At 64.6% G+C, this 13,941-nt stretch carries 15 protein-coding genes and 1 pseudogene; 11 read left to right on the top strand and 5 right to left on the bottom strand.

The window, feature by feature from the left end:
• The 8 genes and pseudogenes from AB3X94_RS32905 to AB3X94_RS32940 form a co-directional block, all read left to right on the top strand.
• A pseudogene (locus AB3X94_RS32905) lies at positions 1-326 on the top strand (DNA polymerase III subunit delta'); the annotation flags it as partial.
• Positions 327-375: 49 nt separating this feature from the next.
• Positions 376-891: an N-acetyltransferase family protein gene (locus AB3X94_RS32910; protein ID WP_368613697.1), complete on the top strand. Its 516-nt coding sequence runs from the start codon at positions 376-378 to the stop codon at positions 889-891.
• A gap of 80 nt (positions 892-971) precedes the next feature.
• A complete protein-coding gene (locus AB3X94_RS32915; protein WP_368613698.1) occupies positions 972-1,763 on the top strand; it encodes a TatD family hydrolase in 792 nt (263 codons plus the stop codon).
• 48 nt (positions 1,764-1,811) lie between these two features.
• Positions 1,812-2,543, top strand: a complete 732-nt coding sequence (locus tag AB3X94_RS32920; RefSeq protein WP_368613699.1) for an ankyrin repeat domain-containing protein — start codon at positions 1,812-1,814, stop codon at positions 2,541-2,543.
• Positions 2,544-2,735: 192 nt separating this feature from the next.
• Positions 2,736-3,092, top strand: a complete 357-nt coding sequence (locus tag AB3X94_RS32925; RefSeq protein WP_176108572.1) for a Rap1a/Tai family immunity protein — start codon at positions 2,736-2,738, stop codon at positions 3,090-3,092.
• A 157-nt stretch (positions 3,093-3,249) separates the two neighbouring features.
• Positions 3,250-4,473, top strand: coding sequence for a mechanosensitive ion channel family protein (locus AB3X94_RS32930; protein ID WP_176108571.1), 1,224 nt, complete (start codon positions 3,250-3,252; stop codon positions 4,471-4,473).
• 155 nt (positions 4,474-4,628) lie between these two features.
• The gene (otsA, locus tag AB3X94_RS32935) at positions 4,629-6,041 is read left to right on the top strand and encodes an alpha,alpha-trehalose-phosphate synthase (UDP-forming) (protein ID WP_176108570.1); all 1,413 of its coding nucleotides are present in this window, start codon (positions 4,629-4,631) and stop codon (positions 6,039-6,041) included.
• A gap of 266 nt (positions 6,042-6,307) precedes the next feature.
• Complete coding sequence (locus AB3X94_RS32940; RefSeq protein WP_176108569.1) at positions 6,308-7,375, top strand: glycosyltransferase family 4 protein; 1,068 nt, start codon at positions 6,308-6,310, stop codon at positions 7,373-7,375.
• 247 nt (positions 7,376-7,622) lie between these two features.
• Here the strand turns inward: AB3X94_RS32940 and AB3X94_RS32945 are convergent, their stop codons facing one another.
• The 4 genes from AB3X94_RS32945 to AB3X94_RS32960 form a co-directional block, all read right to left on the bottom strand.
• Positions 7,623-8,210: a YSC84-related protein gene (locus AB3X94_RS32945; protein ID WP_176108568.1), complete on the bottom strand. Its 588-nt coding sequence runs from the start codon at positions 8,208-8,210 to the stop codon at positions 7,623-7,625.
• Positions 8,211-8,288: 78 nt separating this feature from the next.
• Positions 8,289-8,600 carry a hypothetical protein gene (locus AB3X94_RS32950; RefSeq protein WP_176108567.1) on the bottom strand — a complete coding sequence of 104 codons (312 nt, stop codon included), beginning with the start codon at positions 8,598-8,600 and terminating at the stop codon, positions 8,289-8,291.
• Positions 8,597-9,046, bottom strand: a complete 450-nt coding sequence (locus tag AB3X94_RS32955; protein WP_176108566.1) for a hypothetical protein — start codon at positions 9,044-9,046, stop codon at positions 8,597-8,599. The genes AB3X94_RS32950 and AB3X94_RS32955 overlap by 4 nt, the downstream gene beginning before the upstream one ends.
• A gap of 230 nt (positions 9,047-9,276) precedes the next feature.
• Positions 9,277-9,576, bottom strand: coding sequence for a PsiF family protein (locus tag AB3X94_RS32960; protein WP_018431983.1), 300 nt, complete (start codon positions 9,574-9,576; stop codon positions 9,277-9,279).
• A gap of 39 nt (positions 9,577-9,615) precedes the next feature.
• Here AB3X94_RS32960 and AB3X94_RS32965 point away from each other — a divergent pair, with 39 nt between their 5' ends.
• The 3 genes from AB3X94_RS32965 (at position 9,616) to AB3X94_RS32975 (ending at position 12,089) form a co-directional block, all read left to right on the top strand.
• Positions 9,616-9,849, top strand: a complete 234-nt coding sequence (locus AB3X94_RS32965) for a hypothetical protein (protein WP_368613700.1) — start codon at positions 9,616-9,618, stop codon at positions 9,847-9,849.
• A 176-nt stretch (positions 9,850-10,025) separates the two neighbouring features.
• Positions 10,026-10,325: a YciI-like protein gene (locus AB3X94_RS32970; RefSeq protein ID WP_176108564.1), complete on the top strand. Its 300-nt coding sequence runs from the start codon at positions 10,026-10,028 to the stop codon at positions 10,323-10,325.
• Positions 10,326-10,907: 582 nt separating this feature from the next.
• Positions 10,908-12,089, top strand: a complete 1,182-nt coding sequence (locus AB3X94_RS32975; RefSeq protein WP_368613701.1) for a transposase — start codon at positions 10,908-10,910, stop codon at positions 12,087-12,089.
• Between the two features lie 69 nt (positions 12,090-12,158).
• Here the strand turns inward: AB3X94_RS32975 and AB3X94_RS32980 are convergent, their stop codons facing one another.
• Complete coding sequence (locus AB3X94_RS32980) at positions 12,159-13,730, bottom strand: mannose-1-phosphate guanylyltransferase/mannose-6-phosphate isomerase (protein WP_368613702.1); 1,572 nt, start codon at positions 13,728-13,730, stop codon at positions 12,159-12,161.
• Between the last annotated feature and the right edge of the window lie 211 nt (positions 13,731-13,941).

A 13,941-nucleotide genomic window follows, 5' to 3' on the forward strand; every position in this document is an offset into this window, starting at 1 on the left:
ACTGGACGCTCAAGCAGCTCGCGGCCGGCGCCGGCTGCGACGCATTCGCCTGTGGCGAGGCGCTGCAGAAGCTGCCGGTGCCGCTCGTGCTCGGCTGGCTGCAGCGCTGGATGTACGATCTGCTCGCGCAGCGCACCGCTGGCGCGCCGCGCTATTTCCCGCAGGCGTCTGCCGCGCTCGCGCGCTGCGCCGCGCAGGCCGACGCCAATGCATTCGCACGCTTTCTGCGCACCGTTACGCGCCAGCGCGCGGTCGAAAACCATCCGCTCAACCCGCGGCTCGTGTTCGAGGAACTGTTCATCGGCTATCGCGCGCTGTTTGCGTGAGCCCGCAGCCAGACAGCCTTCCGTCTTATTCCATTCAAGCCAAGCCACCATGAGCCTTTCCTACCGCGACGCCACGCTCGACGATCTGCCCGCGATCGTCGCCATCTACAATTCGACGATTCCGTCGCGTCAGGTCACTGCGGACCTCGAGCCGGTCAGCATCGAGAGCCGGCATGCATGGTTTCATGCGCACGGCCCGCAGAAGCGGCCGCTGTGGGTGGTCGAAGATCCGCAGCAGGCGGCCCGCGTGATCGCGTGGCTGAGCTTTTCCGATTTTTATGGGCGTCCGGCCTACCAGCGCACCGCCGAAGTCAGCATCTATCTCGACGAAAGCGCGCGCGGCAAGGGTCTCGGCAAGCAGTTGCTGGCGGCGTCGCTCGAAGCGGCACCCGGTCTTGGCATCGACACGGTGCTCGGCTTCGTGTTCGGTCACAATGAAGCGAGCGTGCGGCTGTTCCGCGGCTTCGGCTTCGACGCATGGGGCACGCTGCCGCGCGTCGCGGTGCTGGACGGCGTCGAGCGCGATCTGGTGATTCTTGGCAAGCGCCTTGCGCACGCTACCTAAGCAAGCTACCTGAGCCGTCCCAAGCGGCCCCGGCCATGCCGTCGCCCGGCCGCAAAGCCCTTTTTTCGCAGGACCTGACCATGTTTGTCGATTCACACTGCCATATCAACTTCGAAGGACTCGCGGACCGTCTGCCGCAAGTGCTCGAAAACATGCGCAGCCATTCGGTGTCGCACGCGCTGTGCGTGTCGGTGGACCTCGAAACGCTGCCGTCGGTGCTGGATATCGCCAACCGCCATGACAACGTGTACGCGTCGGTCGGCGTGCATCCCGATCACGAGCACATGCGCGAGCCGAGCGTGGCCGAACTGGTCGAACTGGCCGAGCACCCGAAGGTCGTCGCGATCGGCGAAACCGGGCTCGACTACTACCGCCTCGAAGGCCGCTCGATCGCCGACATGGAGTGGCAGCGCGAGCGCTTTCGCACGCACATCCGCGCCGCGCACGCGACCGGCAAGCCGCTCATCATCCACACCCGTTCATCGTCGGAAGATACGTTGCGCATCATGGCCGAGGAGCGCGCGGGCGTGCCGGGCGGCGTGATGCATTGCTTCACCGAACCGTGGGCCATCGCCGAGCAGGCGCTTGCGCAGAATTTTTACATTTCGCTGTCGGGCATCGTCACGTTCAAGAACGCGACCGATGTGCAGGAGGTCGCGCGCCGCGTGCCGCTCGAGCGTCTGCTGATCGAAACCGATTCGCCGTATCTGGCGCCGGTGCCGTATCGCGGCAAGCCGAATGAACCTGCGTACGTCAGTTATGTCGGACGCTTCATCGCGCAGCAACGCGAGATGCCGGACGAGGCGCTGGCCGCCGCAACCACGCAAAACTTCTTCAGGCTGTTCGGAATCGCCGCGCCGGCCGGTGTCTGAAAAAGCCGAGTAACATCAAAGAGATAGGAAGCTTTCCTAAAGTACCATATGAAAAATATTTCGACGTCGTCCGCTGCTTTCCAACCGCTGTCCGCCGGGCCGGCCGCCCGGGCTCTCGCGCCGGCACGCCGTCTTGCGTGCGCCGCCGCGCTCGCCTGCGCGGCGCTGGTCGCGGTGCCCGCGCATGCAGCGCCGATCGACACGCTCATCAAGGCGGTCAAGTTCGACGACGTCGACGGCGTCAAAAAGCTGCTCGCTAAGGGCATGGACCCGAACAGCGTCGACAATCAGGGCATGCCGCTGCTGGTGATCGCCGCCCGCGAGAAATCCGACAAGGTCGTGGCCGCGTTGCTCGCGAATCCGAAAACCGACATCGAGATCCAGGACAAGGCCGGCGAGAATGCGCTGATGATGGCGTCGCTGGTCGGCGACCTGAACCTCGTGAATCTGCTGATCGCGAAGGACGCCGAGGTCAACAAGAAGGGCTGGGCGCCGCTGCACTACGCGGCCGCCAACGGCCACGACGACATCGTCAAGGTGCTGCTCGACCACTCGGCCTACGTCGACACGGGCTCGCCGAACGGCACCACGCCGCTGATGATGGCCGCGCGCGGCGGCCACGTGTCGACGGTCAAGCTGCTGCTCGACAACGGCGCGGACCTGTCGGTGAAAAACCAGATCGGCATGACCGCGCTCGATTTCGCCAAGACCTACAAGGAGCCGGACGTCGTCGAAGGACTCACGGCCCGCATGCAGCAGACCCAGCAGCAGAAACAATGACGCTGTCGGCAGGCGGCGCGGCGGGCCCGCGAGGCCGTGCCGTTTTGCTGCGGTTTTGTCCGAGCCGCGCGGCAGCGGGCCTGCTGCCGCCGTGTAAAACAGTGCAGAATGACGACTTCGGCGCGCCGCGTAGCGCGCCGCCCGGACGCGGCAGAAAGACCGCGTGATAAACAACCCTGGAAAAGGAACACCATGCTGCGGGCATTGATTTTCGCCGGCGCGCTTGCCTTGCCGCTTTCGGCAGCCGCGTTTACGGGAGGCGACCTCAACAAGCTGTGCACCAAGACGGACATCGCTTCGCGTAGCGCCTGCGCGGCCTACATAGAAGGCGCGGCCGACGGCATCTTCAACACGATCGACGCGATCGGCGGCACCACCGGTCCGCGCGTCGGCCAGTACTTCTGCCTGCCGCCGGATGCGCGCTCGGCGCAGTTGACCGACGCCGTGCGCAAGTACATCGCCGAGAATCCTAACGCCGCGGGCTACAACGCTAGCACGGCGATTTCGCTGGGTCTCGGCAAGGCGTTTCCGTGCAAGAGCGGCGGCTGATCGACAACCGCCGCGCATCGAAGAACCCGTTGTAACGCCCCAGGCGCCGTCGAGCGCCTTGGGTGTCGGGGTCGTCGCTCCCGCTGGGGGCGCCCCCGGATGTCAGTAGTCCCGCAGGCGCGCCGCCGCTCATCGAGCCCGGAGGAAGATGCCCGTTATGCCTACTATCGACGACTTCTACCGCGTGGCCGCCGCGCCGCTGCATACGTGGCTCGGCGCGCTGATCGTGACGGCATTCGTGACGATCGTGGCGATCGGCGTTCACCGCCTTGGCGCGCGCGTCGTGATGCGTCTAGCGCGACCGCATGCGCTGACGAGCGTCGTGCTGCGCTATATCGACAAGCCCTCGCTGTTCGTCCTCGTGATCCTCGTGTTCGCGTGGGTCTGGTCCGAGGCGCCCGATACCCTCAACTTCATCGAACCGGTGCGCGACATCACCGGCATCGCGCTGATCGCCGCACTGACGTGGCTGTCGGTGCGCTCGGCCGCGGCGATCGGCGAAGCGATCATCCGCGCTCATCCGCTCGATAGCGCCGATAACCTGCAAGCGCGCCGCATCCATACGCAGGCGCGTGTGCTCGCGCGCTCGGTGATGATCGTGATCGTGATCATCGGTGTCGGCGGTGCTCTGATGACCTTGCCCAATGTGCGGCAAATCGGCGCGAGCCTGCTGGCTTCGGCCGGCGTCGCCGGTCTGGTCGCCGGTATCGCGGCGCGGCCGGTGCTCGGCAACCTGATCGCCGGTTTGCAGATCGCGCTGTCGCAGCCGATCCGCCTCGACGACGTCGTCGTGATCCAGAACGAGTGGGGGCGCATCGAGGAAATCACCGGCACCTACGTGTCGGTGCGGCTGTGGGACCAGCGCCGCCTGATCGTGCCGCTGCAATGGTTTATCGAAAACCCGTTCACGAACTGGACGCGCAACAGCTCGCAGATCATCGGCACCGTGTTCCTGTTCGTCGATTACCGGATGCCGCTCGCGCCGCTGCGCGAGGAGCTCGCGCGCATCGTCGAGAATGCACCCGAGTGGGACCGCCGCGTGCAGGTGCTGCAAGTGACGGACTGCACCGAGCGCGCGATGCAGTTGCGCGCGCTCGTCAGCGCGCCCGATTCCGGCCTCGCGTGGGATTTGCGCTGCCGCGTGCGGGAAGGGCTGCTCGATTTCGTGCACCGGCATTACCCGGAATACCTGCCGCGGGCGCGTGCGGAGGTGTCGGCGGAGCTGGAGACGAGCGGCGCTGGCCCGATCGACTGGCTGCCGCGCAGCCGCCAGGCGCCCGCCGGCAGCACCGCCGCGCATACGGAAGCCGATCCGGTGGCGAGCCGCCTCGGCCGCACTGGCACGGCCGAGGTCCCGCAGAAGGCGAAGGAGCAGGCTTAGCCAGGCGTTGCCGAGCGCCAATCACGAATCGCGCGCCGCGAACGTCGAGCCCGCTCACGCCCAACGAAGCCCGGGTACACCGATTGCTCTTTACGGGCGCACCACGCCCGCGCAGTCGGCGCGGCGCAGCGCAAGAACTACGGAGGACATGCACTATGGGCCGATTGATCGTCGTGTCGAATCGCGTCGCGACGCCGACGGAGACCAAGGGATCGGCGGGCGGACTGGCCGTCGGCGTATTCGGCGCGCTCAAGGATGCAGGCGGCGTCTGGTTCGGCTGGAGCGGCGACGTGGTCAGCGAGACGGTCGCCAACGCGGGGCCGATGCTCGAGCAGGACGGCGCGGTGACCTTCGCGACCGTCGGCCTCACGCGCAAGGACTACGACCAGTACTACCGCGGCTTCTCGAACGCGACGCTGTGGCCGGTATTCCACTACCGCAACGACCTCGCGCGCTACGAGCGCGACGAGTACGCCGGCTACCGGCGCGTCAACGCGTGGCTCGCGCACAAGCTGGTCAAGCTGCTCGAACCGGACGACATCATCTGGATTCACGACTACCATCTGATCCCGTTCGCCGAGGCGCTGCGCAGCGAGGGCGTGACGAACCGCATCGGCTTCTTCCTGCACATCCCGTTTCCCGCGCCGCAGATCCTGCTCAACATTCCGCCGCACGAGGAGCTCGTCAAGTCGCTGTCGTGCTACGACCTGCTCGGCTTCCAGACCGCCACCGACCAGCAGGCGTTCCACGACTACGTGACCCGTCACGCGCGCGGCACGGTCAGCGCCGACGGCATCGTCGAGGCGTTCGGGCGCAAGCTGCGCACCGGCGTGTATCGGATCGGCGTGTTCCCCGACGAAATCGCCGAGCAGGCCAAGCGCTACGAAAGTCGCCAGCATGTGCTCGAACTGAAGCAAAGCCTCGAAGGGCGCAAGCTGATCATGAGCGTCGACCGGCTCGATTATTCGAAGGGGCTGGTCGAGCGGTTTCGCGCGTTCGAACTGCTGCTCGAACGCTCGCCCGAATGGCGCGGCAACGTCACGCTCGTGCAGATCGCGCCACCGACGCGTTCGGACGTCGCGACCTATCAGAAGATCCGCCAGGATCTCGAATACGAGGCGGGGCGCATCAACGGCCGCTACTCGGGGCTCGATTACACGCCGATCCGCTATCTGAACCAGCAGTACGACCGCTGGAAGCTGATGTCGCTGTTTCGCGAGTCGCAGATCGGCTTCGTCACGCCGCTGCACGACGGCATGAACCTCGTCGCGAAGGAGTACGTGGCCGCGCAGAATCCCGATGATCCCGGCGTACTCGTGCTGTCGATTTTCGCGGGCGCCGCGGCCGAGCTTTCCGGCGCGGTGCTCGTCAATCCGCACGATGCGATCGGCATGTGCGAAGCCTTGCAGCGCGCACTGCAGATGCCGCTCGACGCGCGCCAGCGGCGTCACGAGATCAACATGGCCGCTCTGCGCGAGAACGATCTCGGTGTATGGCGCGACAGCTTTCTCAGAGATTTGCGCAGCGTGCCCGTGCGCCGATCGGGCGAGGGTGGGGGCCACCAATGACGACGCGGTGATGGCGCGGCAAAGGCAAAGTTCGGCCAAAGCCGGCGCGCGGCCCCGTGTCACTGGATGTAAGCCGTATGTAACAGCACCGAGCAATTGCAAGACCTGCGGCTTTTCCACCGCCGCCAGGGAATAATCCTCCGTAGCGACGATGCATGCGGGGCTTAGGGACCGCGTGAATTGATCCGACGTCATGGCGCTGTCATACTCGGCGTCGCCGACGGCATCGCGATTGCGCGGCAGCCGCCGGCTCACGGAGACACAATATGAAGATTGCGCAGATCGCCCCGCTGACCGAATCGGTGCCGCCGAAGCTTTACGGCGGCACGGAGCGGGTCGTGTCGTACATCACCGAGGCGCTGGTCGAGCAGGGCCACGACGTGACGCTGTTCGCGAGTGGCGACTCCGTCACGAACGCGAAGCTCGAACCGGTGTGGCCGCGCGCGCTGCGGCTCGATCCGGGCATTCGCGACCGCGTCGCGCCGCACATGCTGCTGATGGAACTGGTGCGCCGCCAGGCCGAAGACTTCGACGTGCTGCATTTCCATCTCGACTATTACTCGTTCTCGGTATTCAAGCGGCAGGAAACGCCGTTCGTCACGACGATGCACGGGCGGCTCGATCTGCCCGAGCAGCAGCCGGTGTTCGACACCTTCAACTCGGTGCCGGTGATCTCGATCTCGAATGCGCAGCGTCATCCGCTGCCGCAGGCGCGCTGGCTCACCACGGTCTATCACGGCCTGCCGGAGCAGCTCTATACGCCGCAACCGGTCGAGCAGAAGTACCTCGCGTTTCTCGGCCGGATTTCGCCGGAAAAACGCGTCGATACGGCGATCCGCATCGCGGGCCGCTGCGGCATGCCGATCCGCATCGCCGCCAAGGTCGATGCGGCCGACCGCGAATACTTCGAGCGCGATATCCGGCCGTTGCTCGACCTGCCGTACGTCGAGTACATCGGCGAGATCGCCGATCATCAGAAGGCCGAGTTTTTGTCGGGCGCGCATGCGCTGCTGTTTCCGATCGACTGGCCGGAGCCGTTCGGTCTCGTGATGATCGAGGCGATGGCATGCGGCACGCCGGTGATCGCGTTCAATCGCGGCTCGGTGCCGGAAGTGCTCGAAGAGGGCGTGACCGGGTTCATCGTCGAGGACGAGATCGGCGCGGTGGCGGCCGTCAACCGGCTGCACAAGGTGCCGCGCGCGGGCGTGCGGCGCCGCTTCGAGGAGCGCTTCACGTCGCACCGGATGGCGCGTCAGTATGTGGAGGCGTATCAGTCGGTGATTCGCGCGCAGAAACGCTCGCGGTTCAAGGTGATCGATTCGTCGGGCGCTTGACGCGGGATCGTTCGCACGTGTCGAAGTGAAGAACGGCGGTGCGCGATGCGCGGCGCCGTTTGTTTTCGCGCTTGAGTTTTCTCGCGTTTGAGCGTCGGCATCGGCATCGCACGACAAAAAGGCCGCGCGATGGCCCACACAGGGTCCCTCGCGCGGCCTTCGCCGCGATGCGATCCGGATGCAAAGCCTGCGCGTGTCTCGGGATGCACGCGCGCAGGTGTTCAGCGACGCGTGCCGGGCAACGCGCTCAGATCTTCAGCCGCGTGACCTTCGTGCCTTGCAGCGACACGTCGCCCATCAGGCCCGCGTTGGTCAACACGAAAACCTGCACCGGCGCGGTGGCCGTGGTCGTGTCGACGGCGCCGTTCGCGCCGATCTTCACGAGCGCGACCGATGCATCGACGCCCGCCGACCAGCCGTCCGCGTTGCGGAATTTGTCGAGCGAATCCTGCGTCATGAACAGGAAGATCAGTGCCTTCGACTGCGCGCCCGCCGTCAGGCCCAACGAGCCCGACACGGTGCTGTAGTAGCCGACCGTCGCGCCGCCCACTCGCAATGCGCCTTCGCCATACTGACCGCCGACGATGAAGCCCGCCTGTATCACCGACGGGAACACCAGCACACCGCGCGCCTTCGACACCAGCTCGCGCGAGCCCGGCACGGTCGTGAACAGCCTGGACAGCGTGCCGTCGACGCTGGCGTCGATCGACTGCCGTTTCGAGGCGTTGACATGAGCATTGTCCGGAGTGTTGCCCGTCGTCGTGCACCCGGCGAGTGCAAGGCCTCCGAAAGCTAGCGCAGCGGTCGTCTTCAACATGAAGTGTCGTCTTTGCATCGTTTTTCTCCGTGGTGGATCCGGGGCGCAACCGTGTTGATGTCGCCTGGTTGCCTCTGAGTTATAACACAGCCCGGTCTAAAAGGCGCGTTGCGTGGCAACGCGAAAAGCCTTATGGAACAAGGGTTTGAGGCTAATCCCAAGGTGCTTTTCAGTAATTTTGACCGGCCCGCCGGGCGGCGTCGAAGTACGCGTCGAGCGAAGCTCGGAGGAGGCGAAGCAGACGAGCGCCCGAGGCGAGGCGATTTTGGTGACGCTTCGCCGCAGCCCCGCGATGCGCCTGTTTTTACCGATTTTCGCGTGGCGCGGCGGCCCATCGACATGGAAATGAAAGTGTTGTTTCGACGCAGCAAATGGCAGCGGAGTAGCAGCGGCGCGGCCGCCGCTCACCCGTGATTCACCGGACTCTTGACCGCGGGCGGGCGCCGCAGCGCGCGGCGCACCATGCCGATGATCGCGCCGATCGCGAACAGGATCGCCGCCGGCACGATCCAATAGCCGACGAACGCGTGCCACAGATACGCGAACAGCGTCGAGCGACGCACGTTGTATTCGTTGATCGCCTCCTGCTGACGCGGCGCGTTGGCGGCCAGCACGTCGGCCGGGCAGCCGGCGGCCTTTGCCTCGTCGGGCTTGCCATGGCAATGCGCGGGCGCGCCGGCAGCGCGCTGCGCCTGAGTGAAATTCCAGGTGGTCAGCGCGCGCTCGAGATCGACCGCGTTGTACGACATTTCCTCGCGGATCTCGTTGACCGCGACGATCGCCACGGGCACGGCCCAGAATATGATGACCAGCAACCACCGCCTTAACCAGCGGTTTTTGTGCTTCGATACCATCCTTGCCTCCAATCGATGCTCAGTAGCACCAACGACAAGATGGCGGCCCCGTTTTAATTGGTTCTATATGTGAGGGTGGGCCGTCTCCGCAGCCATCATAGAAGAAAACGGCGCGTTGCGCCGGTGGGCTACGAAGAAGGGGGCGAGCGGAGCGCCGCGTGGGTGGAACGATGCGCCGGCGCCGCGTCGACAGGCAGCGCGCCGGCTGGAGGAACGGCTACGCGTCTCGCTCAGTTGGCGGGCGCCGACGAGGACAGGCAGGTCTTCATGAACGCCTTGCGGTCGTCGCCTTTCTTGTCGCCCGCCTGCTTGTTGCAGGCCTTCATCTTGTCCTGCTGGCTCATCGGCGCGGCGGCTGCCGGCTTCGCGGAAAGACAGGTTTGCATGAACGCCTTGCGCTCGTCGCCCTTCTTGTCGCCGGCCTGCTTGTTGCAGTCGGCCATCTTGGTCTGCTGGCTGTTCGCCGCGAACGCCGGCGATACGAGTACCGCGCCCAACACCAGCGTAGCGATAGCGGATTGGATTTTCATGGGACACTCCATCGGTGGTGAAAACGTTTCTGATCGTTTATGCGCGCGGGCGACGACGGCATCCACGGGCCCATCGGCGCATCCATTATGGCAAATGCCGTCTGCCAGAACGGCTCGAAATGCATTCTGGTTGACAGCGGTGCGCGCTCGTTTTCCCTGAGTGGCGCAAAGCAAGCGGTGATGCGGCGTTTGAAACGATCGAATCAACGAGCGCGCGAATTTTGTTATGCAATGCAGATTGGTTGCGCCGATTATTCCTTGCTTATTGAATAGAAATTACGGATCGCGGTATTTGGATATATTGCCGACAGGCAATCAGGATTTCTACATTGCTGCAATGCAACTGAATAGAAAATTGGCATGAAATTCGGCAGCCTCCGTTGTGCAGAATCGCGCTCCGATGCATGCCGGCACTGGTGTCAACCTTCATCGTTGCGAGGAGACTTACCATGCATTACCTGTTGATGTACGAGTTGGTACCCGACTATCTGGAGCGACGCGGCGAGTACCGCGACGCGCATCTGAAACTCGCTTGGGCCGCCGCCGAACGGGGCGAACTGCTGCTGGCCGGCGCGCTCACCGAGCCGACGGACGGGGCGGTGCTGCTCTTCACCGGCACCTCGCCGGCAGTCGCGCAAGCCTTTGCCAAGGCCGATCCGTACGTGCTATCCGGACTAGTCACGCGCTGGCGAGTGCGCGAATGGACCACCGTCGTCGGCGAGCACGCATCGAAACCAGTGCGCCCGTAGCGTCGCTCGAAGCGACTTCAACGTCTTTGCTCTCGCCTCTAACTCCGCGCATGCGCAGCAGCCGCATGCGCGCCTCCGATTGCCTCGATGTCACCGCACGTGCGTGTCGCCGTTCTTTCGCCGACGCTCGACACCGCCGACCACATCAAACATCAAATGGCATAGAAATGCGTGCTGGATTGGCAATTGCGTTTTTAAAGCGCATTCTGTTCGGCAATGCTGTATTGTGCTTTGCAATAGACCGATTCGATGCCAGATAAGCAGGCGGCTTCTGTTACGGCAATACGAGAATCGACGCAGCGAAACGGAAAAGATTGTTTCTATCCGTAACACTTGTCTCAACTGTACTCATGCAAAGAACGGGATGGTATGCTTCGTGCACAAATTTTCCCGTGCACGAGTGAGACCGCGTTTTGTGCTTCGCAATAGGGAAGAGCCGCACCATGCGTGGGCGGCCTGCTCCGGCGAGCCGAACGGATAAAACAAATTTGTGCAACCGAGGGCCGCACACGGGTCGTGAACGCTGAGAATCCGTGGCAGGCCCAACGCCGCGGCCAGGCCAGGCCGCGTGGAGAAAATCCAATGTTTTTCGATGAGCTAAACAACGACGAATGGGCGCTGCTCGCGCCGCTCGTCTCCGACGAGCCGGCCGTCCGTCTGAACCGGCGCGGCCGGCCGCGCGCCGAACCGCGCATCGTGACGAATGCGGTGCTGTGGATCATGACCACGGGTGAGCCGTGGTCGAAGCTGCCGGGCCGCTATCCGTCCGGTCCCACGTGCCGTCGCCGCTTCGAAGAGTGGCAACTGAACGGCACTCTGCTGGAGATGGTCCGCCTGCTGTCGCAGAGCGGCCGCACCTTCGCGTACATTCCCCAACCGGCGCCGCCCGTTACGGCCAGACCCGTGGCGCCGGTTGCGCAAACCCCGAGCCCGCGCGAAGACAATAGTCTGCGCGGCGTGTCGTGGAAGAGTCCCGAGTCGTGGCAGGCGCCCGGCGTCGCGAGTGCGTTGAGCCAATGGCGCACGGCCGATCCGATCGGCGACATCACGCGGCAATTGTCGGGGCTCGGGCCCGCGGCAGTGCCGGCGACGCCCGTGGCGACATTCGCGTCGGCCGCGGCGCCAGTGGCGCATGTCGAACCCGCCGCATTCGACACGGCCGGGACCTTCCCGCCCGACGAGCCGCGCCCGTCGCTGACGATGGCCCTCGCGCCGAGCGGCATGCAGGTCGCCGACTCGCGCGGTTATCTGATCTACGTGGTGGTCGAGGAAGTGCCGAATGCGATGTATCGCGGGTGGGCGGAGATCATCAGGGACGGCAAGCGTGTCGAGCGCTCCGGCCTCGTCGGCCCGCGCTTCGAGGATGCGCAGCACGCGCAGCAATTCGCGCTCGACTGGGCACGTCAGTGGATCGATCGCGAATGCGCAACCGGCGCGGCGGCCGCCGCGCTGACCGAGGCAAGCGCCGCTGAACCTGCGTCGGCACCCGCATCGAGCAACCCTGTGCAGCGCTCGGCGAGTCGCTCGTTGGCAGGCCTGCGTCATGTGCCGGAACCGGCGTCGATCGATGGCAGCGCGAATCACGGCGCGCCTTTGCACGGGCAGCTGAAGCCATCACCGAATGCATTGCGCGTGCCGCTGCGCCGCTATCCGTCGGACACCGCGAGCGCGAGCGTGACGAGCACGCCCGCGGTGACGACCGACAGCGGCACCGTGGAGCACTTTTCGGCGACCTACAAAGAACTCATCTCGTACGTGGGATGACCCCGGCGGACCCCGCGGCCGCCCGGCGCCGCCGCAGGGTCCCGCATCGTTATCGCGGCCGGTCGCGCGTCATTGCCGTCCGTACGTATCGTCGAAGCGCACGATATCGTCTTCACCGAGGTACGAACCGGACTGCACCTCGATCATTTCGAGCGGCATCTTGCCCGGGTTTTCGAGGCGATGCGTGGTGCCGAGCGGAATATAAGCCGACTCGTTTTCAGACACGATGAAGCGCTCGTCGCCGCGCGTGACGAGCGCGGTGCCGCGCACGACGATCCAGTGCTCCGCGCGATGATGATGCATCTGCAATGACAGCCGCGCACCCGGCTTCACGACGATCCGCTTGACCTGGAAGCGTTCGCCGGTGTCGACGGAATCGTAGTTGCCCCACGGGCGATGCACCTTGCGATGATTGGCCGCTTCGAGCCCGCCATCCTCGCGAATCCGGTTGACGATCTTCTTGACCTCCTGCACGCGTGATTTATCGGCAACGAGAATCGCATCGGCGGTCTCGACGACGACGAGATCCTGCGTGCCGACGCAGGCAATCAGTCGTCCTTCGGAATGCGCGAAGGTCGAGTTCGCACCTTCGAACATCACGCGGCCGCGGCTCACATTGCGATCGGCGTCCTTCTCGGAGATGTCCCAGATCGCGTCCCACGAACCGACGTCGGACCAGCCGGCCATCAGCGGCACGACCACGCCCGACGCGATGCTCTGATCGGCGCCGAGCTTTTCCATCACCGCGTAGTCGATCGAATTCGACGGCGACGCGCCGAACGCATCGCGTTGCAGCCGGAAGAAGTCGCCGTCCGCCGTGCTGCCCGCGAAGGCCGCTTCGGATGCTTCGTAAATGGCCGGTTGAAAATGGCGAATTGCTTTGAGCCACGTCGATGCGCGCACGATGAAAATACCGCTGTTCCACCAGTATTCGCGTGATTCGACGTAGTGCCGCGCGAGTTCCAGATGCGGCTTTTCGACGAAGCTATCGAGGCGGTGCGCGACGAGGCGCGCCGATGCATCGGTCTGTCCAACATCCTGCGCATCGTCAGAACCGAGCGGCGCGCCGATGCGGATATAGCCATAGCCGGTTTCCGCGCGCGTCGGCACGATGCCCATCGTCACGATCCGGCCGGCGGCCGCATGCTGGACGCCGGCGGCGACCGCCGCGTGAAAGCCTGCGCTGTCGGTGACCGCGTGATCGGCGGGCATCACGACCATGATGCCGTCTTCGTCCTGCGCGGCGACGGACAACGCGGCCACCGTCAACGCGGGCGCGGTGTCACGGCCTACCGGTTCGAGTATCAGCCGGCTCGGCTTGCCGCTCGTGCGCAACTGTTCGGCCGTCGTGAAGCGCTGCTCTTCGTTGGCGACGACCACGAGCTGGCCGGCGAGCGGATAGCCGGCTTCGAGCCCATCGAGACGGCGGGTCGTCGATTGCAGCAGCGACTCGTCGCCGAGCAGGCCGATCAGCTGCTTCGGATGCTGCTCGCGCGACATCGGCCACAGCCGGGTGCCCGAGCCGCCGGCGAGAATCACGGGATGAACCTTGAGCTTGACGCTGGTTCCGGTTGGGGAGGTGGACGAAGGGGCGGCGGTGGGCCGGGTGCAGGCGGGCTTGACCGGGGCCGGAGCTGTCATGGTGAACTCTCCTCGAGGCTGGATGAATGCGTCGAGTTTTATCACGAAGTCGAGAATCAATAAAAGCGCGTTAAATACAAATCGGATAAATCGCGCGTCGAATTTATTCGAAATACCGGAAAAAATGTGTCGCCGATTGATTCAAAAATAAAAATTACCTGAAAAAAATCGACAAGCATTTTTTTCGCTTAATGATGCGCAAGAATGATGG

The sequence above is a fragment of the Paraburkholderia sp. BR10923 genome, assembly GCF_040948765.1.
Classification (GTDB): domain Bacteria; phylum Pseudomonadota; class Gammaproteobacteria; order Burkholderiales; family Burkholderiaceae; genus Paraburkholderia; species Paraburkholderia youngii.